The sequence below is a fragment of the Rhizobium sp. N122 genome, assembly GCF_002211295.1.
Lineage (GTDB): Bacteria > Pseudomonadota > Alphaproteobacteria > Rhizobiales > Rhizobiaceae > Rhizobium.
Genome location: NZ_LOKU01000012.1, coordinates 221,861 through 246,300 on the forward strand (window position 1 = coordinate 221,861; position 24,440 = coordinate 246,300).

General features: G+C 62.2%; 23 protein-coding genes and 1 pseudogene. 13 read left to right on the top strand and 11 right to left on the bottom strand.

The window, feature by feature from the left end:
* Nucleotides 1–65: 65 nt before the first annotated feature.
* The 8 genes from ATY75_RS11390 to ATY75_RS11425 form a co-directional block, all read right to left on the bottom strand.
* Nucleotides 66–1,040 (bottom strand): threonine/serine dehydratase, encoded by a 975-nt coding sequence (locus tag ATY75_RS11390; RefSeq protein WP_088937618.1) that lies wholly within the window; start codon nt 1,038–1,040, stop codon nt 66–68.
* Nucleotides 1,041–1,163: 123 nt separating this feature from the next.
* The gene (gene ggt, locus ATY75_RS11395; RefSeq protein ID WP_088937619.1) at nt 1,164–2,900 is read right to left on the bottom strand and encodes a gamma-glutamyltransferase; all 1,737 of its coding nucleotides are present in this window, start codon (nt 2,898–2,900) and stop codon (nt 1,164–1,166) included.
* Between the two features lie 102 nt (nt 2,901–3,002).
* A complete protein-coding gene (locus ATY75_RS11400) occupies nt 3,003–4,058 on the bottom strand; it encodes an alpha/beta hydrolase (protein ID WP_088937620.1) in 1,056 nt (351 codons plus the stop codon).
* A gap of 116 nt (nt 4,059–4,174) precedes the next feature.
* Nucleotides 4,175–4,789, bottom strand: coding sequence for a hypothetical protein (locus tag ATY75_RS11405; RefSeq protein ID WP_088937621.1), 615 nt, complete (start codon nt 4,787–4,789; stop codon nt 4,175–4,177).
* A gap of 110 nt (nt 4,790–4,899) precedes the next feature.
* Complete coding sequence (ykgO, locus tag ATY75_RS11410; protein ID WP_003582204.1) at nt 4,900–5,025, bottom strand: type B 50S ribosomal protein L36; 126 nt, start codon at nt 5,023–5,025, stop codon at nt 4,900–4,902.
* A gap of 165 nt (nt 5,026–5,190) precedes the next feature.
* Nucleotides 5,191–6,267: a 5-(carboxyamino)imidazole ribonucleotide synthase gene (locus tag ATY75_RS11415; RefSeq protein ID WP_088937622.1), complete on the bottom strand. Its 1,077-nt coding sequence runs from the start codon at nt 6,265–6,267 to the stop codon at nt 5,191–5,193.
* Nucleotides 6,264–6,758, bottom strand: coding sequence for a 5-(carboxyamino)imidazole ribonucleotide mutase (gene purE, locus ATY75_RS11420; protein ID WP_037078966.1), 495 nt, complete (start codon nt 6,756–6,758; stop codon nt 6,264–6,266). The genes ATY75_RS11415 and purE overlap by 4 nt, the downstream gene beginning before the upstream one ends.
* A 14-nt stretch (nt 6,759–6,772) precedes the next feature.
* On the bottom strand, nt 6,773–6,976 hold the full coding sequence (locus ATY75_RS11425; RefSeq protein WP_003566445.1) for a YdcH family protein: 204 nt from the start codon (nt 6,974–6,976) through the stop codon (nt 6,773–6,775).
* A 228-nt stretch (nt 6,977–7,204) separates the two neighbouring features.
* Here ATY75_RS11425 and ATY75_RS11430 point away from each other — a divergent pair, with 228 nt between their 5' ends.
* The gene (locus ATY75_RS11430) at nt 7,205–7,378 is read left to right on the top strand and encodes a DUF465 domain-containing protein (protein WP_003566443.1); all 174 of its coding nucleotides are present in this window, start codon (nt 7,205–7,207) and stop codon (nt 7,376–7,378) included.
* A 196-nt stretch (nt 7,379–7,574) separates the two neighbouring features.
* On the opposite strand, the gene ATY75_RS11435 is transcribed toward ATY75_RS11430, so the two are convergent.
* Nucleotides 7,575–7,835 carry a metalloregulator ArsR/SmtB family transcription factor gene (locus tag ATY75_RS11435; RefSeq protein ID WP_003542830.1) on the bottom strand — a complete coding sequence of 87 codons (261 nt, stop codon included), beginning with the start codon at nt 7,833–7,835 and terminating at the stop codon, nt 7,575–7,577.
* Between the two features lie 128 nt (nt 7,836–7,963).
* Nucleotides 7,964–8,728 carry a sulfite exporter TauE/SafE family protein gene (locus tag ATY75_RS11440; RefSeq protein WP_088937623.1) on the bottom strand — a complete coding sequence of 255 codons (765 nt, stop codon included), beginning with the start codon at nt 8,726–8,728 and terminating at the stop codon, nt 7,964–7,966.
* A gap of 107 nt (nt 8,729–8,835) precedes the next feature.
* On the opposite strand from ATY75_RS11440, the gene ATY75_RS11445 reads away from it, so the two are divergent.
* Together ATY75_RS11445 and ATY75_RS11450 are read left to right on the top strand one after the other, a co-directional pair.
* On the top strand, nt 8,836–9,489 hold the full coding sequence (locus ATY75_RS11445; RefSeq protein WP_064840657.1) for a thiamine phosphate synthase: 654 nt from the start codon (nt 8,836–8,838) through the stop codon (nt 9,487–9,489).
* A 10-nt stretch (nt 9,490–9,499) separates the two neighbouring features.
* On the top strand, nt 9,500–10,582 hold the full coding sequence (locus ATY75_RS11450) for a tetratricopeptide repeat protein (RefSeq protein WP_088937624.1): 1,083 nt from the start codon (nt 9,500–9,502) through the stop codon (nt 10,580–10,582).
* A gap of 32 nt (nt 10,583–10,614) precedes the next feature.
* Here ATY75_RS11450 and ATY75_RS11455 read toward each other — a convergent pair whose 3' ends face one another.
* Nucleotides 10,615–12,357: a chemotaxis protein gene (locus ATY75_RS11455; protein WP_190241348.1), complete on the bottom strand. Its 1,743-nt coding sequence runs from the start codon at nt 12,355–12,357 to the stop codon at nt 10,615–10,617.
* Between the two features lie 343 nt (nt 12,358–12,700).
* On the opposite strand from ATY75_RS11455, the gene ATY75_RS11460 reads away from it, so the two are divergent.
* From ATY75_RS11460 to ATY75_RS11505, 10 genes and pseudogenes are all read left to right on the top strand, one after another.
* The gene (locus ATY75_RS11460) at nt 12,701–13,024 is read left to right on the top strand and encodes an STAS domain-containing protein (protein ID WP_088937626.1); all 324 of its coding nucleotides are present in this window, start codon (nt 12,701–12,703) and stop codon (nt 13,022–13,024) included.
* A gap of 4 nt (nt 13,025–13,028) precedes the next feature.
* Nucleotides 13,029–13,397, top strand: a complete 369-nt coding sequence (locus tag ATY75_RS11465) for a response regulator (protein WP_064840653.1) — start codon at nt 13,029–13,031, stop codon at nt 13,395–13,397.
* Complete coding sequence (locus tag ATY75_RS11470; RefSeq protein ID WP_088937627.1) at nt 13,394–15,439, top strand: chemotaxis protein CheA; 2,046 nt, start codon at nt 13,394–13,396, stop codon at nt 15,437–15,439. Before ATY75_RS11465 ends, ATY75_RS11470 begins: the two co-directional genes overlap by 4 nt.
* Nucleotides 15,436–15,948 carry a chemotaxis protein CheW gene (locus ATY75_RS11475; RefSeq protein WP_064840651.1) on the top strand — a complete coding sequence of 171 codons (513 nt, stop codon included), beginning with the start codon at nt 15,436–15,438 and terminating at the stop codon, nt 15,946–15,948. Before ATY75_RS11470 ends, ATY75_RS11475 begins: the two co-directional genes overlap by 4 nt.
* A gap of 32 nt (nt 15,949–15,980) precedes the next feature.
* Nucleotides 15,981–17,678 (top strand): methyl-accepting chemotaxis protein, encoded by a 1,698-nt coding sequence (locus ATY75_RS11480; protein ID WP_088937628.1) that lies wholly within the window; start codon nt 15,981–15,983, stop codon nt 17,676–17,678.
* 241 nt (nt 17,679–17,919) lie between these two features.
* Nucleotides 17,920–19,842 carry a methyl-accepting chemotaxis protein gene (locus ATY75_RS11485; RefSeq protein ID WP_088937629.1) on the top strand — a complete coding sequence of 641 codons (1,923 nt, stop codon included), beginning with the start codon at nt 17,920–17,922 and terminating at the stop codon, nt 19,840–19,842.
* A gap of 211 nt (nt 19,843–20,053) precedes the next feature.
* Nucleotides 20,054–21,861, top strand: a pseudogene (locus tag ATY75_RS11490) (methyl-accepting chemotaxis protein).
* A complete protein-coding gene (locus tag ATY75_RS11495) occupies nt 21,858–22,340 on the top strand; it encodes a chemotaxis protein CheW (protein ID WP_171899804.1) in 483 nt (160 codons plus the stop codon). The pseudogene ATY75_RS11490 and the gene ATY75_RS11495 overlap by 4 nt, the downstream one beginning before the upstream one ends.
* 29 nt (nt 22,341–22,369) lie before the next feature.
* A complete protein-coding gene (locus ATY75_RS11500; protein WP_088937630.1) occupies nt 22,370–23,227 on the top strand; it encodes a CheR family methyltransferase in 858 nt (285 codons plus the stop codon).
* A gap of 7 nt (nt 23,228–23,234) precedes the next feature.
* Nucleotides 23,235–24,332, top strand: a complete 1,098-nt coding sequence (locus tag ATY75_RS11505) for a chemotaxis response regulator protein-glutamate methylesterase (protein WP_088937631.1) — start codon at nt 23,235–23,237, stop codon at nt 24,330–24,332.
* Nucleotides 24,333–24,440: the final 108 nt, after the last annotated feature.

The following is a 24,440-nucleotide window of genomic DNA, read 5'->3' on the forward strand; positions in this document are numbered from 1 at the left end:
TGTGAGAGCCGGATGCCCTACTTTATCATCGGACGTTGCCGGCGGCCGGTTGCCTGACGATGTCCTCAGCCGAAGCGTTCGAGTGCCATGGCGAAGATGTCGGAATCGACGTTGCCGCCCGATGTGACGGCGACGATCGTGTCGCTTTCCAGCGCTTCGCCATGGAAGAGGGCGGCGGCGAGTGCTACGGCGCCGCCGGGCTCGACGACGATCTTCAGCCTGACGAAAGCGAGCGCCATGGCGCGCAGCGCCTCCTCGTCGGTGACGACGATGCCGGCGCCGGCGAGGCGCTTGAGGATCGGGAAGGTGATATTGCCGGGCTGTGGCGTCAGGATCGCATCGCAGAGCGAGCCTGATATCGACGCATTGCGTTCGATCCGGCCGGAGGCGAGCGAGCGGGCGGTGTCGTCGAAATCCTTCGGTTCGCAGGGGCGGACGCGAAAGCCGGGAGCGCTGGCTTCGAGCGCGAGCGCGATGCCGGAGGTCAATCCGCCGCCGCCGCAGGGCACGAGGACTTCGGCTGATTTCACGCCTTCCTCTTCCGCCTGCTCGGAAATTTCGAGGCCGGTCGTGCCCTGGCCGGCGATGACAAGCGGTTCGTCGAAAGGCTTGATCAGCGTCAGGCTGCGCTCGGCCGAGAGCTTGGCGCCGATCGCGTCGCGATCCTCGGCAACACGGTCGTAGAGCACCACTTCGGCGCCGAAGGCGCGGGTGTTGGCGATCTTCAGCTTCGGTGCGTCGCTGGGCATGATGATGACGCAGGGTACATCGTGCAGCTTGGCGGCAAGCGCGACGCCTTGGGCATGGTTGCCGGAGGAAAAGGCGATGACACCCCTCGAGCGTACCGCCGGATCGAGACCGGAGACGGCCGACCAGCCGCCGCGAAACTTGAACGAGCCGGAATGCTGCAGGCATTCGGCCTTTACGAAAAGGCGCCTGCCGGCGATCTCGTTCAGAAAGGGAGAGGAGAGAAGCGGCGTGCGCCTGACGTGACCGCGCAGACGGGCGCGGGCGGCGACAATCATTTCAATGCTGACCATTCGGGAATCGTCCTGCTTGCGGGGTTCGCTCATGCTTAGGGTGCGGCAAGCCAATTGTGAACGGCGACTTTGTCACCGTGACATGAATGGAGTCTTCGATTGCCGCCCACGCTTCCCCAGCCGTCAGTAGCCGCTTGCCGAGCCTTCCGCTGCGCGGCTGTCCATGGCGCCATTGTACCGGGCACCGCCGCCCTTTTCGATGGCGGCGAGACTTTTGCCGCCGACGAGGATGCCGGCGGCCTGGCCCCAAAGCGGCGCATCATTGCCGCCGTCGAAGCTGTAACCCATGGCGGCGAGGGTCTTTTCTGTGTCGGGCGAAATCGCATAGGGTTCGAGATAGACCTTGTCGGGCTGCCATTGATGGTGGATGCGCGGCGCGTTCACCGCCTGGCTGATATCCATGCCGAAATCGACGACGTTGAGGATCGCCTCCAGCGTGATGGTGATAATGCGCGAGCCGCCGGGACTGCCGATCACCATGAAGGGCTTGCCGTCCTTGGTGACGATCGTCGGGCTCATCGAGGAGAGCGGCGTCTTCTTCGGTGCGATGGCATTGGCTTCGCCCTGCACGAGGCCATAGAGGTTCGGCACGCCGGGTTTGGAGGTGAAGTCGTCCATCTCGTTGTTGAGCAGCACGCCGGTGCCAGGGGCCACGACGGCGGCGCCGAAGGAACCGTTCAGCGTGTAGGTGACGGCAACCGCATTACCCTCGTCGTCGATGATCGAATAATGCGTCGTCTCGGTGCTTTCCTTGCCGCCGAGCGGTTTCAGGTTGGCCGAAATGCCGGCCTTGTAGGGATCGATCTTGGCGGCGATCTCCTTGGCATAGGCCTTGTCGGTGAGCTTTGCGACCGGGTTCTCGACGAAATCGGGATCGCCGAGCGCAGCGTTGCGATCGACATAGGCGTAGCGCATGGCCTCGACCATGACATGCACAGTATCGGCTGACCCGTAACCCAGGTAGGAAAGCGGATAAGCTTCGAGAACGTTGAGGATCTCGCAGATGATGACGCCGCCGGAGGAGGGCGGGGGCGAGGAGATGATGTCGTAACCGCGATAATTGCACTCGACCGGCTTCAACTCGCGCACGGCATATTCCTCGAAATCTTGCCTGGCGAGGATGCCGCCTTTGGCCTGGCTTGCCTTGACGATCTCCTCGGCGGGCGCCGCCTTGTAGAAAGCGTCCGGACCTTTTTCGGATATGGCTGCCAGGACCGCGGCAAGGTCGGGCTGCTGGAGCGTTTCGCCCGATGCATAAGGTTTGCCATCGGCTTTCAGGAAGATCTTCGCCGCCGCCTCGTCTTTGGCGAGGCGCTTGGCGCTGCCGGCGAAACTTGCGGCATCGCCCTGTTCCAGGGTGTAGCCTTCCCTGGCGAAGCGGAGCGCCGGCGCGATCAGATCCTGGCGCGGCTTTGTCCCGTATTTCTCGCGTGCGGTTTCGAAGCCCATAACCGAGCCAGGAACGCCGACGGCAAGATAACCGTCCAGGCTGGCGCGCGGCACGATATCGCCCTTGGCATCGAGATACATGGTTTTCGTGGCGGCAAGCGGCGCGCGTTCGCGGAAATCGAGAAAGGTCTTGGTGCCGTCCTTCAGCCGAATGGTCATGAAGCCGCCGCCGCCGAGATTGCCGGCCGAGGGATAGACGACCGCCAGCGCATAACCGACGGCAACGGCCGCGTCGACAGCATTGCCGCCGCTCTTCAGCACCTCGACGCCGACATCGGTCGCCAGATGCTGGGCGGTGACGACCATGCCGTGCTCTGCCTCGACAGGGGCCGGCGAGGCGGCGAAGGCCGAGGTCAGGCTCAGCGACAGTGTCGCAATGACGGAGATCGTCCCGATATGCAGGCGGCCCATGAATTCCCCTCCTATGGACAATGATGGAGAGATATGGGGCTGCGGCAGCTAGCGGCAATGCAAGCGATTGGTTTTATGTGACGAGTTCCGAAGCCGACGAAGTCATGCGCCGTGCAGGGCGCCTGGCCTCAACGACGGCGTCGTCGCGACCGTCCGATCGGGGGATGCGGCGGCGAGCCGCTCCTCGGCGCCGCGGGCGATCGCCTGCAGGTCGCGCGGCTTGCCGGCGATCTTCTCGATGGCGGCAATGGCGACATCGGTTGCAAGATAATCCGGCTTGTGGCCGACGCCGCGAACGGTGATGAGTTCGGAGCCTGCTATATCGCGGGCCAGGCCGCGCGAATGCAGGTGCTCCCAGACGATCGCGTCGCTGTCGCCTGTGATGATGACGGTCGGTGCGGTGATCTGCGCATAGAGCGGCGACTGTTGCTTCACATAGGCAAGCAGTCTTTTTAAATCGGCGGCGTTGTTGTGGAAAGCGTCGGGTCGCAGCACCAGCGACGGACCGGTCTTTTCGATGTAGTCGGCCGGGCGCGGATTGGGGCGGAAGACGTTCAGCGTGCCGCGCTCCAGCCGGCTCAGCCCAAGCGGCACGACGATCGCGTGGTTGAAGAGCCAGCCGAGAACCGGCACGGTGGCCACGTGATAATACCAGTCGATGCCGCCCGGCCAGGGATGGGTAGCGGGCGCCAGGAAGAGCAGACCGGCGGTCTTGTCGGGATGGCGCAGGCCGAAGGCGGCGGTGATCGCGCCGCCGAAGGAATGGCCGACGATGATAGCTTTTTCAATGCCGCGCTTTTCCATCAGCTTGGCGACCGCATCGGCCTGACCGGAGGGCGCGGCGTTGTCAGGGCCGCCGCGTTCGGAATAACCGTGACCGGGACGATCGACGAACAGCATTTCCGCCCGGCCTTCGAGTGCGGCGCGGAAGGCGACGACCTGGTCGAGCAGATTGCCGCTGGCGCCGTGAATGAAGACGAGGGCCGGCAGATGGGCATTTTCGGGAGGCTCGATATGGACGGCATTCATGCGGTAACCGCCGACATCCGTCAGTTCGCCAATATTCGGATAGGTACGCTCGAATTGCCGCGCCTTGTAGGAGGAGCAACCAATGGCGGCGGCGAGCGGGGCGAGAAGAGCGGAAACTTCTGCAAGCATGATCTTAACGGGCGATAGTTGTGGCTATCTTGCGGAGAGCGGACGCCTTGCGTCGTTTCCCGTCTCCGGTTCTAGATTGCGCGGCTTGACCGGCGATCAAGATCACGCCCCGAGGATCAAGTGCGGTTGCCGGCGAGTTTTTCCGCAAGCGTGTTGGCCTGTTCCTGCGCGGTACGTTCGGCGGGATAGATATCAAGAAAACGCTCCCAGGCCTTCAAGGTCAGCTGGTCGTTGCCGGAATTGCTGAGGATCGCCGCCAGGCCGGAGAGCGCGCCGAAATGGCGCGGCTCAAGATCGAGCACGCGTTCGATATCGGACATCGACTTGCGATAATTGCCCATGACGAAATTCAGCGTGGCGCGACGGTTCCAGCTTTCGGCATAATCGGGTTTCAGCGCAATCGCCTCGTCGAGGAAGTCGAGCGCGGCGGGATTGCGCTTTTCCTCGATCGCCTTGTCGGCCCACTGCATCAGCAGGTTGATGGTGGCGCTGCCGGAATCGTTCCATTCCATGCGGATCTCATTGGCGATGCCGCTGGCTTTGTCGGGGTCGCGCTCGCGTTTCAGCTGGCTGAAGAGCTGGTCGAGGTGCTGTTTCGGGGAGGAATTGACATCCGCCTGCTCGACGATAACGTCCTTTTCCGCCGCAGTGGCCGGAAAGGTGGCGGTGAAGAGGATGAGGGCGAGCGGCAGCGCCGCTGACGTCAAAGCAAAAAAGCGCATGGCGGACATATTAGCCCGCCAACGCCGAAGATCAAACAAATTTGACGTGATCACCGCAATGACCCACCGGATATCTGCCGACGCAAGCCGCGCGGGCGAAGCGATCCGGACGCGCGAAATCAGCCCTGACGAGCCTTGTAGCGCGGGTTCAGCTTGTTGATGATGTAGATGCGGCCCTTGCGGCGAACCAGACGGTTGTCACGGTGGCGAGCCTTGAGCGACTTGAGCGAATTCTTGATCTTCATTTTTCTGATCCGCGATCTCTGTGGGGGAATTCACATTCGCCCGTATCTTTTAACAATCAAAAGCGCGCCGTCGGGCGCGCTGTTTAGGTGGGGGAGCAGATACCCCGTCACCTTTTCCGTGTCAACCGCATGACGGTGTTTTTCCCAAGGCGCAAAGGTGTTTTCTCAGGCCGAAACCGGTGATTTCGGCGTCACGGTGGTGACATGGCCCATCTTGCGGCCGGGACGCCATTCGGTCTTGCCGTAGAGATGGACCAGCGTATCGGAGCGCTTCAGCCAGTCGGGAACGGCCAGGATATCGTCGCCGATCAGGTTCTGCAGGACGCAGTCGGAATGGCGATCGGCATTGCCGAGCGGCAGGCCGGCGACGGCACGGATATGTTGCTCGAACTGGCTGACCACGCAGGCGGCCTCGGTCCAGTGGCCGGAATTGTGGACGCGCGGCGCCATCTCGTTGGCAATCAGGCTGCCATCGGCAAGCACAAAGAATTCGATGCCGATAACGCCGACATAATTCAATGCTGCGAGGATCTTTTCGGCCGATCGGCGCGCGGCGTCCGCCGTCGCAGGCGAGATCGCAGCCGGAACCGTCGAGGTGTGGAGGATGCCGTTGCGATGGACATTTTCGGCGGGATCGAAGCAGACGACCGTACCGTCGGTGGCGCGGGCGGCGATGATCGAGATCTCGCGCTCGAAAGCGACGAAGCTTTCGAGGATCAGCGGCACGGCGCCGAGCGCGGCATAGGCGCCATCAGCGCTGTCGGCCACCGAGCGGAAAACCTTCTGGCCTTTGCCGTCATAACCGAGACGGCGGGTCTTCAGCACGCCCTGGCCGCCGAAATCCTCAAGCGCGGCTTCGAGATCGGCCTGGCTGTCGACCGCGTGGAAGCGGGCGGTCGTTATGCCGCAGCCATTGATGAAACGCTTTTCGACGAGGCGGTCCTGGGCGGCTTCCAGCGCCTTTGGCGGCGGATAAACCGATACGCTTGCGGAGAGCATCTCGGCGGCTGCGACCGGCACGTTTTCGAATTCGTAGGTGACGACATCGCAGAGATCGGCAAGTTCGGCCAGTGCCGTCGGATCGTCATAGGCGGCGGTAATCTGCCGGTTGGCGAGCTGGGCGGCCGGGCAGTCCGCCTGCGGCTCGAGAATGACTGTGTGAAAATTCAGCCTGGCGGCGGCAATGGCCAGCATGCGGCCGAGTTGGCCGCCGCCGATGATGCCGATCGTTCTTGCCGTCATAGGTCGTCCATCGGGTATTCGGCGACGGCAGCACTCTGGCGCTCGCGCCATTCGTCGAGCCGGTCGGCGATTTCTTCGTCGGAAAGGGCAAGCACGGCGGCGGCGAGCAGGGCGGCGTTGACCGCGCCGGCCTTGCCGATCGCAAGCGTTCCCACCGGAATGCCGGCCGGCATCTGCACGATGGAAAGAAGGCTGTCCTGGCCTGACATGGTTTTGGATTGGACCGGTACGCCGAAAACCGGCAGCGGCGTCATCGATGCGGCCATTCCCGGCAGGTGGGCGGCGCCGCCGGCACCGGCGATGATGACTTTGAAGCCCTCCGCCCGCGCGCCCTTGGCAAAATTGACCAGCCGGTCGGGTGTGCGATGCGCCGAAATGATGCGCGCGTCATAAGGGATCTCAAGCGCCTCCAGCGTGTCGGCGGCGTTCTTCATCGTCTCCCAGTCTGACTGGCTGCCCATGATGATGGCGACGGACGGTCTGTCTGTCATCATTGTTATCCCCCTCAGGCGATGATGTCAGGGATGATCTGATCTTCCAGCTTCGAAAGCCTGTCCTTGATGACGAGCTTCTTCTTCTTCATGCGCTGGATCCGCAGAGCGTCGCATCCGATCTGGATCATGGCGTTGATCGCGGCGTCGAAATCCTCGTGCTCCTGGCGCAGCCGCGCAACTGTGAGCCTGATTTCCGCCTGTTCCTGATCGGCCATATGCATTCCCCGTTGTCGTCCTCGGACCTTGTCCGATCTGCCGATGATTTCCGCAAGCTCCTATCACCAAATACGGGTAACGGCTAGTTAGTCTTGATCATGAAATTGCCATCCAGTCTTCATCTTTTGGCCTTCGACAAGCCTTCAAAAATATGTCACAGTCCGCCGCGTTGACACCTTGATCCCCGACGATGTTGGCCGGGGAGGGTAAGAGGAAGGAAGGGTCAAATGACAGTTCAAGCTCATCTTGAATCACTCCAGAAAAAGCATGTCGCTCTCGAAGAGGAGCTGCACGCGCTCAGAACAGCTCCCTCTATCTCCGATACGGAAATCGCCGAATGCAAGCGCCGCAAGCTGCGCATCAAGGACGAGATTATGCGTCTCAAGTCATCCGTCCACTGATCTTCCCAAGGGTCGCCGGTCGATCATCTTGCGAAAGAAAAGGTAAATCCATCCATTCCGCCTGAAATCAGCAAGACCCGGTGATTTTACACCAGAATTGCGCCAGCCCGATGCCAGCGGCATCGCGGCTGGCGCTTTTGCGAGCGGCCAGCTTCAAATCACATCATAATGAACAGCGCCGTCATGAGAGCCTGTTTCAAGCCCAGAACTGATCCAGCCATAAATTGAGCTTGTCGAAACCGCGGTTGTTGACGGTGTAGATGCGTTTCGTGCCTTCGGATGTCACCGAGACGAGGTTGCTGTCGAGCAGCGCCTTCAGGTGTTGCGACACAGCGGGGCGGCTGATCGGCAGGCCCTCGGCGAGCTCGTTGACGGTCCGGGGCGCACGACGCAATTCCTCCAGCAGAAACCGCCGGTTCGGATCGGCAATCGCAGAGAAAGGGTCCGTGTTCGACATGACGGGAAAGCTACGTCAAACCGGCCGTTCCAGCAAGGAAATTGTGCATTGCAGCGTGGTACAGCGCTGCGCGTCTGTTCAGATGCGCTAAGGACGCTGTTACGCTTAGAATTGCTGCAGGGCGGGCTTTACCAGCCAAGACCCTCTCGCATGATGAGGAAGGCGGCGATCAGGGCCATTGCGTACATGAAGGGGTAGAAGATCGCCGGCTTCATGCGGCGCACGCACCAGGCGCCGGCAAGGGTGGCGAGCGGGGCGAAGGGCAGGAGCGTCGCGGAGGTCGCGAGGTTCTGGGTGTCGAGCTGTCCGAGCGCGAAATAGGGGATCAGCTTGATGGCGTTGAGGATCGCGAAGAAGCGCACGCTGGTGCCGGTATATTCGCGCGGCTGCAGCTTGAGCGGCAGCGCGTAGATCTGGAAGGGTGCGCCGCCGGCATGGGCGACGAAGCTGCCGTAGCCGGAAAACGTGCCCCAAAGGCCGGCGGCCACCGGCCGCTGGCCGCGCGGCGGCACGATCTTGCCGGCGCCCGGGCCATAATTGTTCCAGAAATAGCGCAGGCAGAAGAGGATGGTCACCGCGCCGATGACGATGCGCAGCATATTGCCGGGCACGAGTGCCGAGGTCGCCCAGCCCAGCGCGATGCCGAAGACGGCACCCGGCAGCATGATCTTCAGCGTCGCCCAGTCGCCGTGCTTGCGCCAGATCACGAGCGAGATCATGTCCATGAAGACCAGAATCGGCAACAGGATCGCTGCCGCCTCGACCGGCGAGACGACAAGGGCGAGAAAGGGCAGGCCGATCAGCGACAAAGCGTCGCCCATACCGCCCTTTGCCAGGCCCACCAGCAGAACGGCGGGCACGGCGGCGTAGTAGAATGACAAATCCTGCGGCATGCTTTCGACGTCCTCCTCTTGCAAGCCTCGTCTAACGGAACTACTCACACAAAACGAGTGCGGATCCCTGATCTCAACGGGGAAATCGCAGGAAACGGAAAGACCTGATGACCGAACCTGAAAACCGCTGCCGCCTTGTGCTCATCGCACCCGATATTGCCGATGCCGATGAACAGGCAAGGATCGTTGCCGATGCGCTGAAGGGCGGCGATGTCGCCTCGGTGATCGTGCCGCAATACGGGCTCGACGACGGGGTCTTCCAGAAACACGCCGAAAAGCTGGTGCCGCTGATCCAGGATGCCGGGGCGGCCGCGCTGATTGCGGGCGACAGCCGCGTGGCGGGGCGGTCAAAGGCCGATGGCCTGCACCTTTCCGGCAATGCCGAGGCACTTTCCGAAGCGATCGAAAAACATGCGCCGAAGCTGATCGTCGGCGGCGGCAACGCAGCCGACCGGCACAATGCGCTCGAGATCGGCGAAGTCAGGCCCGACTATATCTTCTTCGGCAAGCTCGACGGCGATATCAAGCCGGAGGCGCATCCGAAGAACCTGGCGCTCGGCGAATGGTGGGCGTCGATGATCGAGATTCCCTGCATCGTCATGGGCGGCACCGATCCGGCCTCGGCGCTCGCCGTCGCCGAGGCCGGAGCGGAATTCGTGGCGTTGCGGCTGGCGGTGTTCGGCGAGCCCAGCCGCGCGCCGTCTATCGTCGCTGAAGTCAACGCCTTGCTTGACGAAAAAGCGCCACGGTTTGAGGATTGAAATCCCGCTCATGCCGATCCCGACCGCCCGCCTGTTGAAATTTACCCTTGCCAGCATGGCCGCCCTCGTTGCGGCCATGCCGGGTGTCGTCTTGGCGCAGGCCAGCGACAGCGTCATCAGCCAGCCGGGTTCGGCGCCGGCTTCGACCTTCCGCACCGACCGGCCCTCCAGCCCCGATGTGCGGCCCTCCGATGGTGTCGGCGTGTTCGACCGCATGGGTGCGAAGCTGCCGGACCTGCCGCCGGAGAAGGACTACAAGGGACCTGTCGACGAGGCCTACGGCGCCTTCCAGCGCGGTTATTACCTGACGGCGATGGACAAGGCGCTGCCGCGCGCCCAGCTCGGCGATGCAGCGGCGCAGACGCTGATTGGCGAAATCCTCTCGCAGGGGCTTGGCGTCAAGAAGGACGTGAAGAATGCCGCCTTCTGGTACGGCAAGGCGGCCGAAGGCGGCGATGCGGCGGCAATGTTCAAATATGCCCTGATCCTGATGGAAGGCGAGGGCGTGCCGCGCGACAAGGTCAAGGCCGACGAATACATGCGCAAGGCCGCCGAGGCCGGCAATCCTTCGGCGGAATTCAACTGGGCGCAGCTACTCATCGCCGATAATCCCGGCGAGAAGGGATTGAAGCTCGCGCTGCCATTCTACGAGAAATCGGCCGAGCAAGGCATTGCCGATTCGCAATACGCCGTGGCGCAGCTCTACGCGACGCTGAAGGACCTGCCCGAGGAAAAGAAGCAGCTTGCCCGCGAGTGGATGGTACGTGCGGCGCGCGCCGGTTTCGACACGGCCCAGCTCGATCTCGGCATCTGGCTCGTCAACGGCGTCGGCGGGCCGAAGGATTATGTCAAAGGCTTCGAATGGCTGAAACTTGCCGCCAATGGCGGCAACGTCGCGGCACAGAACAAGCTCGCCCATCTTTATATCAACGCCATCGGCACGGCGCCCGATCCGGTCGAGGCGGCGAAATGGTACGTCCTGTCGCGCCGGGCCGGCCTCGCCGACCCGTCGCTCGAAGATTTCTATCTCGGCATCGAGGACGATCAGCAGAAAGCGGCGATCGAGGCCGCCAACAAGTTCCGGCGGCGATAAATTATAGCGCCACGCGTCCCCGCGGAGCGGCTCTAAAACAGCGCGTCGGCGAAAAGATCCTCGTCGCTTTCGACTTTGGCGGGTTCGGCGGCCGCAGGGGCAGGAGCGCTGTCCTCGCTCGCCGGGATAATGTCGCGATGAATGCTGCGCTCCTGAACCATTGTATAGTGCTTGAAGATCTTGCGGTCGAGCGGCGCTATCACCTCGGTGAGATCGGAGATATCGGCGACCTCGGTGCCGGCCGCCTCATCAAGCACATCGGCGCAGCGGGCAAAGACTTCGCCGAGATCGCGCTGGAAATCGAGCTTGCCGATCAGCAGGCCGATCTTGGCGGCGACCTCGCGACCGTTCTCGGCCAGCACCTTCAGCTCGTTTTCCATGACGTCGGCTGCGGAGTGGATGTTGCCGACGGCTGACGTCAGACTCTCTCCCAGGCCGCCGGCATCGGCGGCGGGGGCGATGCGTCCGGCAGCGGCTTCGAGCACCGGCAGGCCGGTGACGATAGCATCGGCGGATTCGTCGAGCTTGCCGGCGAAAATGCGCAGCTCGGCCGTGACGACGTTGATCGACCTGCCTTCCTCGCCGAGACGGCTGCAGCGCAGGTTGGTGTTCAAAGCCATATAGTGGATGTCGGTCTTGACAGCACGGATATTGGCGATCGATTCGGAAAGCTTGGCGGCCGTGCCGATCGTCGACTGGCTCACCTGGTCGGCCTGCCGGCTTGCCGTATCGACCTGCTGGACGATTTCGTGGGCGGCCGAAACGCTGGATTCCAGCGCGCGCATGAAATTGCTGCCGGATTCGCCGCTCGCTCCGCTCATCTGGTCACGCAGCTTGAGGATCTCCCGCATGTCGTGGTCGAAACTGGCAATCGTCGTGACGACGTTTTCCGATTCTCGCTGGAAATTGGCGCACATGTCGCTCATCTGCGCTGCCGTCAGGTGGTGAACGACGTTCTGGAGACGCTTGCGCGCGCCGGCATCGAGCTTGGCGCTCTCTTCGCCGGCAAAGAAATCCTCAAGCAGCGAAAGGGTCGCCTGCACATGCTCGATGCGCTGGCGGGTGATGTCGCCGATCTGCAGGGCCGAGAGCGTCGAGGCGACCTTGCTCTGGACGCCGCGTGCGATTGCGCCGACCTCACGGGCGATGACGCCGAGATGCTTGCGGTGTTCGGCAATCTTGGCGGCATCGTCGCGCAGGGCGGCGGCGACGGCCGGAACGGTATCGGCGTAACCCTTGGAGACACTGGCGCCGAAGGAGGCGGCGAGTTTGACCTCCTTGTCGAGACTGTCGAGATGCGTGGCGAAACGGTTGACCTCATCGGTGCCGGAATAGATTCGCTCCAGGATCTCCTGTGCGAAGCCGGCGAATTCGGCAATGCCGGCGCCGGTGATCTTCACGGTCACGGCGAAAGTTCTGAGATAACGCATCGTCTCCTGCATGTCGGAGACGTGTTTGCGTAGGTCCCTGCCGGTCTGCGCCAGCGAGAGGAGTGCCTGCTGGCGATTTTCTTCGGTGACCGGCAGCGCCGTCAGGCTCTGAACCGTGGCACGGAGATCGGCGCCGGTATCGCTCGATTCCCCATTGTCGAGCGCTGCGGTGACACTCTCCAGAGAATTCAACAATCGGTTGAGAACATCCATCACCGAGAGCAGCACGGTGCCGCCTTCAAGAAAACGTTCCTCGACCCGGCTGCGCGCCGATTCCAGGGTCCGGCCGATGTCCCGTCCGGATGTGTAGGCTGCAGCGATCGGCGATACCAGAGCGTGTGCCAACATTTGTACCTTTTCTTAAACCCAGGCTTATTTGACACTATTTCTACGGGCAGGATGGAAACGTCCGGTAAACGCGCCAGACTCGTCAGCGTTGTGATTAACGAAAGATGTGAATGGGGCGCCGGCCCAAATCTAGCATCTGGTTAATGTTGCTTAACATATTGCTTTTATTTTATTTGTTTCTAATTTTTGAGAAAAAGATACAACTTATTCCGGATGAGAAATTGGGAGTCCCAGGACTCGTTATACGACAGTTTCATACAACCGCTGTTTACCCCGCATTAACGCTGCCGTGAGAGTCCTTTAAAGGTCGTCAAGTATTTCTCCGGCCGAGGGGGCTGCATTGGATACTCCTAAGCAATATTACGAATCTATAAATTTGCCAGAAACGCTGAGTATTCGCACGGTATCCGAACTATATTCAAAGTTTACTGACGCAATTCGCGCCAAAGATACAATCACAATTAGCATTCCAGAAAGTGCGGAAGCGGATCTGAGTTTCGTTCAACTCATCGAGTCCTCGCGCCGCCAAGCAAAAGCTGAGGGGAAGACATTCAAACTTTCTACGCCTGCCAGCGGCTCGGTCCTGAAGGTACTTGAGCGCGCGGGTTTCGTCGACTCCTTCGATCGAGAAGATTCCAAGTTCTGGTTGCATAAAGAGGTATAAAGTTATGAGTGCAAACATCCTGACCGTTGACGATTCTGCCAGCATCCGCCTGACCACCAAGGTCACACTCACCAATGCCGGTTACAGCGTCACCGAGGCCGCCGATGGGGCCGAGGGCCTGGCGACGGCCAAGAGCAGCAGCTTCGATCTGATCGTGACCGATCTCAACATGCCGGTGATGGACGGGCTGACGATGATCGAGGAACTGCGGAAACTGCCTGGGCAGGCTGGCGTTCCGATCATCTTCCTGACGACGGAATCGGACGCCGATCTCAAGGCGCGGGCCAAGGCCGCGGGTGCTACGGGTTGGCTGACCAAGCCGTTCGATCCGGAAAATCTGGTGAAGATCGTGAAGAAGGTTCTCGGACGATGAGCACGCTCGATCCCGTTGCCGTGTTCCGCATGGAGGCCGCCGAATGCCTTGAAGCGATCGAGGCCGGTCTTCTCGACCTCACTCACCAACTCGACAACAAGGATCTCGTCGACGCCGTGTTCCGCGGGCTCCACACGCTCAAGGGCTCCGGCGCGATGTTCGGCTTCGAGGCGCTCGCCGCTTTTACCCATCATTGTGAAACCGCTTTCGACCGCGTCCGCAAGGGCGAGGTCGCGGCGACCAGCGAACTCGTCGCCGCCGTTCTTGCCGCCCGGGACCATATGCGTGCCCTGGTCGACCAGCCGGACGCCAATCACGGCGATACCGGCAGCAAGCTTCTGGCGCAGCTGCAGGCTGCCGTCGGCGGCAAGGCGGCGCCTGTTGCCGCACCGGCTGCTGTTGTCGCGCCCGCGATCGTACGGGAGGTCTCGGCGAAGAAGAAAAACAGCTGGCGCATCCGCTTCAGCCTGCCGGCCAATTCGATGGCCAACGGCACCAACCCGCTCGGCCTGCTGGACGAGCTGCGCGATCTCGGCGAATGCACCGTGCGCGCCAACACTGCGGCCATCCCGCCGCTCGGTGAACTCACGCCGACGGAACTCCACATTTCCTGGGAGGTGATGCTGACCAGCGAGCAGGATCGCTCGGCGATCGACGACGTCTTCATCTTCGTGCTCGACGATATGGAGCTCAGCGTCGAAGAGATCGACGGCGCGGCAACCGCGGCTCCGACCGTGGAGAAGGTCGCAGCCGCACCGGCCGCCCCCGTATCGATGGCCGTTCCGCCAGCTGCCGTTCCGGAGTTTCGCGCGGTCGAGGCGGTCCCGGTCCGGCGCGAGGCGCCCGCCGCCGCCAGCCAGGCGAAGTCGGCCGAGAATGTCCGCGTTCCGGCCGAGCGTCTCGACGAGCTGATGGACCGGGTCGGCGAGCTCGTCATCGCCCAATCGCGTCTCAGCCAGCTCGCCAGCGCCAGCGCCGATATTGCGCTGCGCTCCGTCTCGGAGGAAATCGAACGTCTCTCCGGCGAATTGCGCGACACGATGATGGTGCTGCGCATGGTGCCGGTCGCTACCCTCTTTTCCCGCTTCCGCCGCCTCGTTCACGATCTCGCTCGCGAGACGGGCAAGGTGATCGAGCTGGTGATGGAGGGCGAGACCACCGAAGTCGATAAAACAGTCATCGAACGGCTGGCCGATCCGCTGGTGCATCTGGTGCGCAATTCGATCGATCATGGTCTCGAGATGCCTGCCGACCGCCTTGCCGCCGGCAAGACGGAAGCCGGCACGGTGATCCTTTCGGCCCGCCAGGCCGGCGGCGAGGTGATTATCTCGATCAAGGACGACGGTCGCGGCATCAATCGCGAACGGGTTCGCGCCAAGGCGGAATCCTCCGGCCTTATTCATCCCGGCCAGCCTCTTTCCGATTCCGAGCTGCTGCAGCTGATCTTCGCTCCTGGCTTCTCGACGGCTGCAGCGATCACCAATCTGTCAGGGCGCGGCGTTGGCATGGACGTGGTCAAGAAAACGGTCGAAGCGCTTCGCGGCGCGATCGATGTCGTCAGCGTGCCGGGACAGGGTTCGGAAGTGTCGCTGCGCATACCGCTGACGCTTGCCATCATCGACGGCCTGCTGGTGCGTGTCGGTTCCGGCCGCTACGTCATTCCGCTCTCGGCGGTCGAGGAATGCCTCGAACTGTCGCTCGAGGAAGATCTCCGCTCGCGCGGCCGCAGCTTCATCTCGCTGCGCGACAGCCTGGTGCCGTTTTTGCGCCTGCGCGATCTCTTCCGCACCGGCACCAAGCCCGACGTCCATCAGAAGGTCGTCGTCATCTCCACAGGTACCGAGCGTGTCGGCCTCGTCGTCGACCAGATCATCGGCGACCACCAGACGGTCATCAAGTCGATGTCGAAACTGCACAATAACGTCGCGACCTTTTCCGGCGCGACCATTCTCGGCGACGGCAGCGTCGCCCTCATTCTCGACGTCGGGCACCTGGTTGCCGCGGGTCAGCACCAGGAGGCGCAATTGCGGGTAACAGGATGAGCGCAACAGCAGCAACGGCAGCACGATTTGACAATCACTGGAGCTATGCCGAGGAAGTCGAGGTCCTGACTTTCGATCTCAACGGCGAAACTTTCGCGCTGGAAGCGGTCATCGTCCAGGAAATCCTGGATCTGCTTCCGGAGACCGCCGTGCCGGGCAGCCAGCCTTTCGTCGCCAGCGTCATCAACTTCCGCGGCAAGGTCATTCCGCTCGCCGATCTGCGTCTCGCTTTCGGGATGGAGGCGGCAGAGGCGACGATCGACAGCCGCATCATCGTCATCGAGATCGATCTGCAGGGCGAGCAGACGCTCGTCGGCCTCAGAACCGACAAGGTGAACGAGGTGACGACACTGGCAAAGTCGGCGAGCGAGGCGCCGCCGAGCATCGGCATGCGCTGGCGCGCCGACTACATCAACTGCCTGGTGAAGAGGGGCGGAGAGTTCATCATTCTCCCCAATCTTCAGGCAATTTTTTCATCGAAGCACGACGCGGCGGGGGCCGCCAGCTGACGTCGGCTGAGTTCAGGTTGGGGGTTAAACCGATGCGATTGACAATCAAGACAAAACTGGTGACCGCGTTCACCTTCATCATCCTCATGCTGATGGGCACCGCTGCCTACGGCATCGTCAGCCTTGGATCGCTGAACGACACGATCGGCAATCTGCTTGCCGGTCCGGCAGCCCGTCTCGACCTCGCGCAGCAAATCAACATTGCCCAGCTCGAGGCCATCCGTCAGCAGAAGAACCTGCTGACTGCCCGCACCCCCGAGGAGACGGCCGGTGCAATCGCCAAGGGCAATCAGGCCCGCAAAGACTTTGCCGATGCCTTTGGCCACGTGCTGACGCTGGCAACTGAAGAAGGCAAGGTTCGCTGGGCGCGCATCGCGGAACTTTCCAAGGCCTTCAATGCAGCCGACGACCAGATCCGCGACTTTGTGAAAGCCGGGAACGCCGAAGGCGCAAATACAGTCTCCGTCACATCAGCCCGGGCGGCTGCCAACGATATCGACGCGACGCTCGGCGAAATCCTGGCTCTCGAAAAGCAGCGCATGAAGGCTGCGGACGAAAGCGCCGACGCGCAGTATGCGACCACACGCACGATGATGATGGCAGTGGCCGCCATTGCCCTGCTGGTTGCGGCGATTACCGCCTTCTGGATCGCCAGCACGATCAGCAAGGGCCTTAGCCGAGCCAATATCGTGGTTCGCGAAGTGTCGGAAGGCGATCTGACGAAGATGGCCGATATCACCAGCCGCGACGAAATCGGCGAGCTTCTCGGCAACGTCAACATCATGATCGAACGCCTGCGCGGCGTCGTCGCCGATGCGTTGTCGGCTGCCGACAACGTCTCGTCCGGCAGCCAGGAGCTTTCGGCAAGCTCCGAGCAGGTGTCGCAGGGCGCCAGCGAACAGGCGGCTTCGGCCGAAGAGGCTTCCGCCTCGATGGAGCAGATGGCCGCCAACATCAAGCAGAATGCCGACAACGCCGCACAGACCGAAAAGATCGCCCGCCAGTCGGCCAAGGACGCGGAGATGAGCGGTGAAGCGGTGACGCGCGCCGTCGACGCCATGCGCACGATCGCCCAGAAAATCGGCATCGTTCAGGAGATCGCCCGCCAGACCGACCTTCTCGCCCTCAACGCCGCCGTCGAAGCCGCCCGTGCCGGTGAGCATGGCAAGGGCTTTGCGGTGGTCGCTTCGGAGGTGCGCAAGCTTGCCGAACGCAGCCAGTCGGCTGCTGCCGAAATCAGCGCCATGTCGGGCGATACCGTCAAGGCCGCAGCCGATGCCGGCGACATGCTCGGCCGCCTGGTACCGGATATCCGTAAGACCGCCGAGCTGGTTTCGGAGATCAGCGCCGCCTGCCGCGAGCAGGATATCGGCGCCTCGCAGATCAACGAAGCGATCCAGCAGCTCGACAAGGTGACGCAACAGAATGCCGGTGCCTCCGAGCAGATGTCTGCGACCTCGGAAGAACTCGCCTCGCAGGCCGAAGAACTGCAGGCGTCGATCGCCTTCTTCAGGGTCGATACGGCAGGCAGCGCGCGGTCCGGCGTCAGCAAGGCACAGCCGAAAACTCCGGCCAAGGGCCTGCATCCCTCGGCCGCCGTCCGCAAACCCGCCCCGCAGGCCTACGGCCAGACGATTTCGGCCCAGCAGCAGCGTCTCAAGGGCTTCGCTCTCGACATGTCGATGGGCGGTCCTGACGCCGGCGACGACGACTTCAAGGAGAGCGCGTAAGCGCTCCCCTTGGGGAAAGCGCGTAAGCGCCTTCGCCCATGTGATCCCTCGGGTTGCTCCGGCGACCCGAGGAGGGAATACCCCCAACGCGTGTAGGCGTTGGTGCTGCGATCGATCGATGTCGGCCACCGGGAGGCGAATGAGTCGTTTTCCCCTTTCAGACCCATCCTTCCAAGCTCGACGTCCCGCCAGGGGGACATGTCTCTCTCCATTCGTTTTGACCGCAAATCGGGGGTATCGCATGCGTTTCACCATCAAACTCAAACTGGGTCTTGCCTTCGGCATCATGACGCTGCTGCTGATCGGCATCGCGGCGTATGGAAGCTTCAGTCTCGGCACCTTGAACGAGGCGAGCGGCGCCATGATCGACGGCTCCGTGCGCCGCCTGGAACTGGCGCTGAACGCCAATATTGCCGAAGTCGACGCCATCCGCGCTCAGAAGAACGCTCTGCTTTCCACGGATCCCGAGGCGGCCGCCGGCTTCTATAAGGAGGCCGACCAGAAATTGCAGGCGATGTTCGATGCCGTCGATGCCGGTCTTGCGATTGCTTTGCCGGAAGGCAAGCCGCATTGGGAAAAGCTGCGGACGATCGGCGGGAAATTCCGTGAGAAATCCGCCGAGCTGCAGCAACTCGACGCCAGGGGCGACAAATCCGGTGCACTGGCGCTTTCACTCGGCGACCTCAGGACGATGACCGACGAAATGGGTGGAGCTATCGCTGCCCTTACCGAGATCCAGCGCAAGGGAATGCAGGCGACGGACCACGCCAATACCGAGCTCTATAACTCGACCAAGCTGATCCTCACTATCGCTTCCGGCATCGCCGTGCTCGTCGCGCTCGGCGCCGCATTGTGGATAACGCTCGGAATCAACACCGGCCTCAGGAAGATCACAACCGTCGCAAACGCCGTCGCACTCGGCGACCTCAACCAGAAGGTCGATGTCAGAACCAATGACGAGATCAAGGATTTGATCAATACGGTCAATACCATGACCGCCAATCTGCGCGCCACGGCGGCCCTTGCCGACCAGATCGCCACGGGCGACCTCAGCACCGATGCCAAGCCGCGCTCGGACAAGGATACACTCGGCATCGCGATGCAGAGCATGATATCCAACCTCAGAACCACCGCCGGAATCGCCGACCAGATCGCCAACGGCGACCTGACGGTGTCTCCGAAGCCGCTTTCCGACAAGGATGCGCTGGGTATTGCCCTGGAGCAGATGGTCGAGCGGCTGCGCGGCGTCGTCGCCGACGCGATCTCGGCTGCGGAAAATGTTTCGGCCGGTAGCCAGGAATTGTCGGCAAGCTCCGAGCAGGTATCGCAGGGTGCCACCGAACAGGCGGCTTCGGCAGAGGAGGCCTCCGCCTCGATGGAAGAGATGGCTTCCAATATCAAGCAGAACGCCGACAACGCCGCTCAGACCGAAAAGATCGCCCGCCAGTCGGCCAAGGATGCGGAAGCCAGTGGCGATGCGGTGACACGCGCCGTCGATGCCATGCGCACGATCGCCCAGAAAATCGGCATCGTTCAGGAAATCGCGCGTCAAACCGATCTGCTGGCTTTGAACGCCGCTGTCGAAGCGGCCCGTGCCGGCGAGCATGGCAAGGGCTTTGCGGTGGTCGCTTCGGAAGTGCGCAAGCTTGCCGAACGCAGCCAATCGGCTGCTGCCGAAATCAGCTCGATGTCGAGCGATACCGTGACGGCTGCCCAGGAAGCGGGCGAAATGCTCGGTCGACTGGTGCCGGATATTCGGAAGACGGCCGAACTGGTTTCCGAGATTAGCGCGGCCTGCCGCGAACAGGATATCGGCGCTGCCCAGATCAATGAAGCGATCCAGCAGCTCGACAAGGTAACGCAGCAGAATGCCGGCGCATCCGAGCAGATGTCTGCGACCTCGGAAGAACTCGCTGCACAGGCCGAAGAACTGCAGACCTCGATCGCCTTCTTCAAGGTCGACATGGCGGGCGGACGCCGTGAGCGCGCGCCGGCGGCAAAAGCCACCGCCCGCAGCCGGCCTCAGGCCACGCCGCGCAAGCCGGCCACCAAGTCACCGGCCAATACGGTCGTCGGCCAACAGGCCCGCGTGAAGGGCTTTGCCCTCGACATGTCGATGGGTGGTCCCGACACCGTGGATGACGAGTTTCGGGAGAGCGCGTGAACGCTTCCTGGGGGAAGCTTAGGCATTCCCCTTCGCAACTGTCGTGGGCCGGCTGGCCCGGCCCGCGACGCAGGCTTTCGGCGCTCGGGGAAGCGATATCGAAGCTTATTCATTTCTGCCATCGGCTTTCGCCGGATGGAATTTATTTGCTGCATGATGCCGCGATACTTGGACCATATTTATTGCTTCGCTCTCTGAGAGGAATATTGAGATGCGTATTACGATCAAACTCAAACTCGCGGCTGCATTCGGCTTTGTTATATTGTTGCTGGTGGGCAGCGCGGTTTATGGGATCATCAGCCTCAGCTCGCTGAACGATGCTGTCAGTGACCTTATCTCCGGTCCTGCAAAAAGGCTGGAGCTGGCTCTGGAAGCGCAAACCGCCGAGCTCGACGCCGTCCGCTGGCAGAAGAACGCCCTTCTGGAAATGGATCCCGAAATCGCCAGGAAGGACTATCAGAATTCGGCGAAAAGCGTGGATGAAATGCTCACCCTCGTGACAAGCGGCCAGCAGCTCGCAACTGCTGAGGGCAGGCCCAATTGGGACAGGCTGGTCGAGCTGGCCAAACGCTTCGATCAAGGTTCCAACAAAGTCGCCTCCGCGCAGGAGAGCGGCGACAGGGCAGGCGCCGTGGCGCTTTCCTCGGGGGAGGTCCGCGCCCTCGTCGTGGAAATGGAGGACGTTTTTGGAAAACTCGTCGCGCTCCAGCAGAAGTCGATGGCGCAAGCCGATAACGACACCGACGTTCTTTATAGTTCGACGAAGAACCTGTTGATCGGCATTGCAATCGGGGCGTCCGTCATCGCTTTTGCCGCTGCTCTGTGGATCGCGCTCGGCGTCAACAGCGGCCTGCGCAAGATCATGAATGTCGCCAGCGCTGTCGCCATCGGCGACCTGAACCAGAAGGTTGAGATCAAGAGCAATGACGAGATCAAGGATCTGGTCAACATGATTAACACCATGACGGATAATCTTCGCGTTACCGCCGACATCGCCGCGCGGATCCCGACGGCGACCTGACGGTGTCTCCGAAGCCGCTTTCGGACAAGGACATGCTCGGCATAGCGCTCGAGCAGATGGTCGAGCGCCTGCGTGGCGTCGTCGCCGATGCGATCACGGCCGCGGAAAATGTTTCGGCCGGCAGCCAGGAACTGTCTTCGAGCTCCGAGCAGGTATCGCAAGGCGCCAGCGAACAGGCGGCTTCGGCCGAAGAGGCTTCCGCCTCGATGGAAGAGATGGCCGCCAACATCAAGCAGAACGCCGACAACGCCGCGCAGACCGAAAAGATTGCCCGCCAGTCGGCCAAGGACGCGGAGATGAGCGGCGAAGCGGTGTCGCGCGCCGTGCAGGCGATGCGGACCATCGCCGAGAAGATCAGCATCGTCCAGGAGATCGCCCGCCAGACCGACCTGCTGGCACTCAACGCGGCTGTGGAAGCAGCACGCGCCGGTGAACACGGCAAGGGGTTTGCTGTGGTCGCTTCGGAAGTGCGCAAGCTTGCCGAACGCAGCCAGTCGGCGGCCGCCGAAATCAGCTTGATGTCGGGCGATACTGTCAAGGCCGCCCAGGACGCCGGCGACATGCTCGGCCGCCTGGTGCCGGATATCCGCAAGACGGCCGAGCTGGTTTCTGAGATCAGCGCTGCCTGCCGCGAGCAGGATATTGGTGCCGGCCAGATCAACGAAGCGATCCAGCAGCTCGATCGGGTGACGCAACAGAATGCCGGTGCCTCCGAGCAGATGTCGGCGACCTCGGAAGAGCTTGCCAGCCAGGCCGAAGAACTGCAGGCTTCCATCGCCTTCTTCAAGGTCGATACGGCCGGCGATCGCCAATCCCGCACGCCGGCCGCCCGGGTGACCGTTCGCAGCTCGGCGCCCGTCACAAGCCGCAGCCTCGGCGGCAGGAAGCTCGCCGCCAACAGCGTCGCCGGTCAGCAGGCGCGAGCAAAGGGCTTCGCTCTCGATCTCTCCATGGGCGGTCCCGATGATGGCGACGCCGAATTCAAGGAAAGCGCATGATCATGGCCACGACATCTCTGGAAGCGCAATTCGTGACCTTCAGCCTCGGCGAGGAGATTTTCGCCGTGCCGGTTGAGGTGGTACGGGAAATCCTCGACTATGCCGAAGCTTTCAAGATTCCGAATGGTCCCGACTATTTGCTCGGCCTGCGCGATGTGCGCGGGCAGGGCGTGCCGACGATCGATCTTCGGTTGAAGCTCGGTATGACGAAGACCGAGCCGACACCGCATACGCGGGTGCTGGTGCTCGACGTGCCGATGGAAAGCCGGCTCCTGACCCTTGGGCTCGTCGCCGACCGCGTCTTCGAGGTCACGCCGTTCCGGCGCGAGCAGATCGAGGCGGCGCCCGACATCGGCGTGCGCTGGCGTTCGGACTATATTGCCGGCGTCGTTCGCCGTGAAAACGGCTTCGTCGTCATCATCGATCTCGCGCGGCTGCTGTCGCGCGAGGACGCCTCTGCATTGCAATCGGCGGCCTGACCGCGCGCCAACCCGGAGTAGTGCGTCTCATGAGTATGGCAGCAGCGGTGGAAACCCAATTGCCGGGCGACCGGATCAGCAAGCGCAATTTCGAAAAGCTTGCCCGGTTCATCTATGACTATAGCGGCATCAAGATGCCGCCGACCAAGCTGACGATGCTCGAGGGGCGGCTGAGGCGCCGCCTTCGCGCAACCAACCATTCGACCTTCGACGATTATTGCGACTTCCTGTTCAATCAAGACGGGCTTGCCCAGGAAAGCGTCTACCTGATCGACGTGGTGACGACCAACAAGACTGACTTCTTCCGCGAAGCCAAGCATTTCGACTACATGCAGAGCGTGGCGCTGCCGGCGATCGCCGGCAGCGGCGTTCGCACCATTCGCACCTGGAGTTCGGCCTGCTCGACGGGAGCCGAACCCTATACGATGGCGATGGTGCTGGCGGAATTCACCGAAGGTCGCAACGACCTCTCCTACAGCGTGCTGGCGACCGATCTTTCCACCGACGTGTTGCAGACCGCGCGCCGGGGCATCTATCCGGAAGATCTCATTGCGCCGGTGCCGCGCGACCTGCAACGCAAATACGTGCTGACGGCCAAGCGGCCGGATCGGCGGGAGGTGCGCATCACGCCGAAACTGCGCAGCAGGATCGGTTTTGCCCGCATGAACCTGATGGACGAGAAATACCTGATCGGCGAGCCGATGCACGTCATTTTCTGCCGCAACGTGCTAATCTACTTCGACAAGCAGACTCAGGCCGGCGTGCTCAACCGTCTCTGCGGCTGCCTGGCGAAGGGCGGCTATATGTTCATCGGCCATTCCGAATCGATCACCGGCTTCGATCTGCCTTTGAAGCAGGTCTCGAACACGGTGTTTCAGCGCATTTAGAGGCTTCATGGCTAAGAAAATCCGCGTTCTCATCATCGACGATTCCGCCAGCATCCGTCAGACGCTGACATATGTGCTGGAGCAGGATCCCGATATCGAGATCATGGCGGTGGCATCGGACCCCTTCGTGGCGGCGCGCAAGCTGCAGGAGGAGATTCCCGACGTCATCACGCTCGATGTGGAAATGCCGCGCATGGACGGCATCACTTTCCTGCGCAAGCTGATGGCGCAGCGGCCGATCCCTGTCGTGATGTGCTCGTCGCTGACGGAAGCGGGCTCGGAAACATTGCTCCAGGCGCTGGAGGCTGGCGCCGTCGATGTTATCCTGAAATCGAAGATCGGCGCCGCCGACGGCCTTGCCGAAGACGCCATGCGCATCCGCGAAGTCGTCAAGAGCGCCTCGTATGCACGGCTTTCCAATGTTCGCCGCGCCGCCGGCACCGTCCGCTCGGCTCCAGCGGAGGGGCCGGCCAAAAAGCTGACGGCGGATGTGATGCTGCCGCCGCCGACGGGGCGGGCCATGGCGAAGACGACGGAGATGGTGGTCTGCGTCGGCGCCTCCACCGGCGGCACCGAAGCGTTGCGCGAATTCCTGGAGGAATTGCCGGCCAATGCGCCCGGCATGGTGATCGTCCAGCATATGCCGGAGAAATTCACCGCCGCCTTCGCCAAGCGGCTGAACGGCCTCTGCGAGGTCGAGGTCAAGGAAGCGGTCGATGGCGACCCCGTGCTGCGCGGCCATGTGCTGATTGCACCAGGCGACAAGCACATGCTGCTCGAACGCCAGGGTGCGCGTTATCATGTCAGCGTCAAGACCGGGCCGCTGGTGTCACGCCACCGGCCGTCCGTCGACGTGCTCTTTCGCTCGGCGGCGCGCTCGGCCGGCTCGAACGCCATGGGGATCATCATGACCGGCATGGGCGATGACGGCGCGCGCGGCATGCTGGAAATGCATCAGGCCGGTGCCTACACGGTGGCGCAGGACGAGGCGAGCTCCGTCGTTTTCGGCATGCCGAAGGAGGCGATCGCCAAGGGCGGCGTCGACCGTATCCTGCCGCTCGACCAGATCGCCCGCGAAGTGCTGATGACGCAGCAGAAATTCTGAGACTGTTTCGAGCGGTGGTCCGGTATCAGCGCCGGTTTCCGGCAGAGGATGGCAGCCATGCGCGCCGGCCCTTGAAATTTCCCTGATTTTGTGGTCTTGAGGCCGCCA

What these genes read in the sequence shown, in the direction of transcription:
- ATY75_RS11390 (WP_088937618.1), bottom strand. Translation starts at nt 1,040, where the DNA reads ATGGTCAGCATTGAAATGATTGTCGCCGCCCGCGCCCGTCTGCGCGGT.
- ggt (WP_088937619.1), bottom strand. Translation starts at nt 2,900, where the DNA reads ATGGGCCGCCTGCATATCGGGACGATCTCCGTCATTGCGACACTGTCG.
- ATY75_RS11400 (WP_088937620.1), bottom strand. Translation starts at nt 4,058, where the DNA reads ATGCTTGCAGAAGTTTCCGCTCTTCTCGCCCCGCTCGCCGCCGCCATT.
- ATY75_RS11405 (WP_088937621.1), bottom strand. Translation starts at nt 4,789, where the DNA reads ATGTCCGCCATGCGCTTTTTTGCTTTGACGTCAGCGGCGCTGCCGCTC.
- ykgO (WP_003582204.1), bottom strand. Translation starts at nt 5,025, where the DNA reads ATGAAGATCAAGAATTCGCTCAAGTCGCTCAAGGCTCGCCACCGTGAC.
- ATY75_RS11415 (WP_088937622.1), bottom strand. Translation starts at nt 6,267, where the DNA reads ATGACGGCAAGAACGATCGGCATCATCGGCGGCGGCCAACTCGGCCGC.
- purE (WP_037078966.1), bottom strand. Translation starts at nt 6,758, where the DNA reads ATGACAGACAGACCGTCCGTCGCCATCATCATGGGCAGCCAGTCAGAC.
- ATY75_RS11425 (WP_003566445.1), bottom strand. Translation starts at nt 6,976, where the DNA reads ATGGCCGATCAGGAACAGGCGGAAATCAGGCTCACAGTTGCGCGGCTG.
- ATY75_RS11430 (WP_003566443.1), top strand. Translation starts at nt 7,205, where the DNA reads ATGACAGTTCAAGCTCATCTTGAATCACTCCAGAAAAAGCATGTCGCT.
- ATY75_RS11435 (WP_003542830.1), bottom strand. Translation starts at nt 7,835, where the DNA reads ATGTCGAACACGGACCCTTTCTCTGCGATTGCCGATCCGAACCGGCGG.
- ATY75_RS11440 (WP_088937623.1), bottom strand. Translation starts at nt 8,728, where the DNA reads ATGCCGCAGGATTTGTCATTCTACTACGCCGCCGTGCCCGCCGTTCTG.
- ATY75_RS11445 (WP_064840657.1), top strand. Translation starts at nt 8,836, where the DNA reads ATGACCGAACCTGAAAACCGCTGCCGCCTTGTGCTCATCGCACCCGAT.
- ATY75_RS11450 (WP_088937624.1), top strand. Translation starts at nt 9,500, where the DNA reads ATGCCGATCCCGACCGCCCGCCTGTTGAAATTTACCCTTGCCAGCATG.
- ATY75_RS11465 (WP_064840653.1), top strand. Translation starts at nt 13,029, where the DNA reads ATGAGTGCAAACATCCTGACCGTTGACGATTCTGCCAGCATCCGCCTG.
- ATY75_RS11470 (WP_088937627.1), top strand. Translation starts at nt 13,394, where the DNA reads ATGAGCACGCTCGATCCCGTTGCCGTGTTCCGCATGGAGGCCGCCGAA.
- ATY75_RS11475 (WP_064840651.1), top strand. Translation starts at nt 15,436, where the DNA reads ATGAGCGCAACAGCAGCAACGGCAGCACGATTTGACAATCACTGGAGC.
- ATY75_RS11480 (WP_088937628.1), top strand. Translation starts at nt 15,981, where the DNA reads ATGCGATTGACAATCAAGACAAAACTGGTGACCGCGTTCACCTTCATC.
- ATY75_RS11485 (WP_088937629.1), top strand. Translation starts at nt 17,920, where the DNA reads ATGCGTTTCACCATCAAACTCAAACTGGGTCTTGCCTTCGGCATCATG.
- ATY75_RS11495 (WP_171899804.1), top strand. Translation starts at nt 21,858, where the DNA reads ATGATCATGGCCACGACATCTCTGGAAGCGCAATTCGTGACCTTCAGC.
- ATY75_RS11500 (WP_088937630.1), top strand. Translation starts at nt 22,370, where the DNA reads ATGAGTATGGCAGCAGCGGTGGAAACCCAATTGCCGGGCGACCGGATC.
- ATY75_RS11505 (WP_088937631.1), top strand. Translation starts at nt 23,235, where the DNA reads ATGGCTAAGAAAATCCGCGTTCTCATCATCGACGATTCCGCCAGCATC.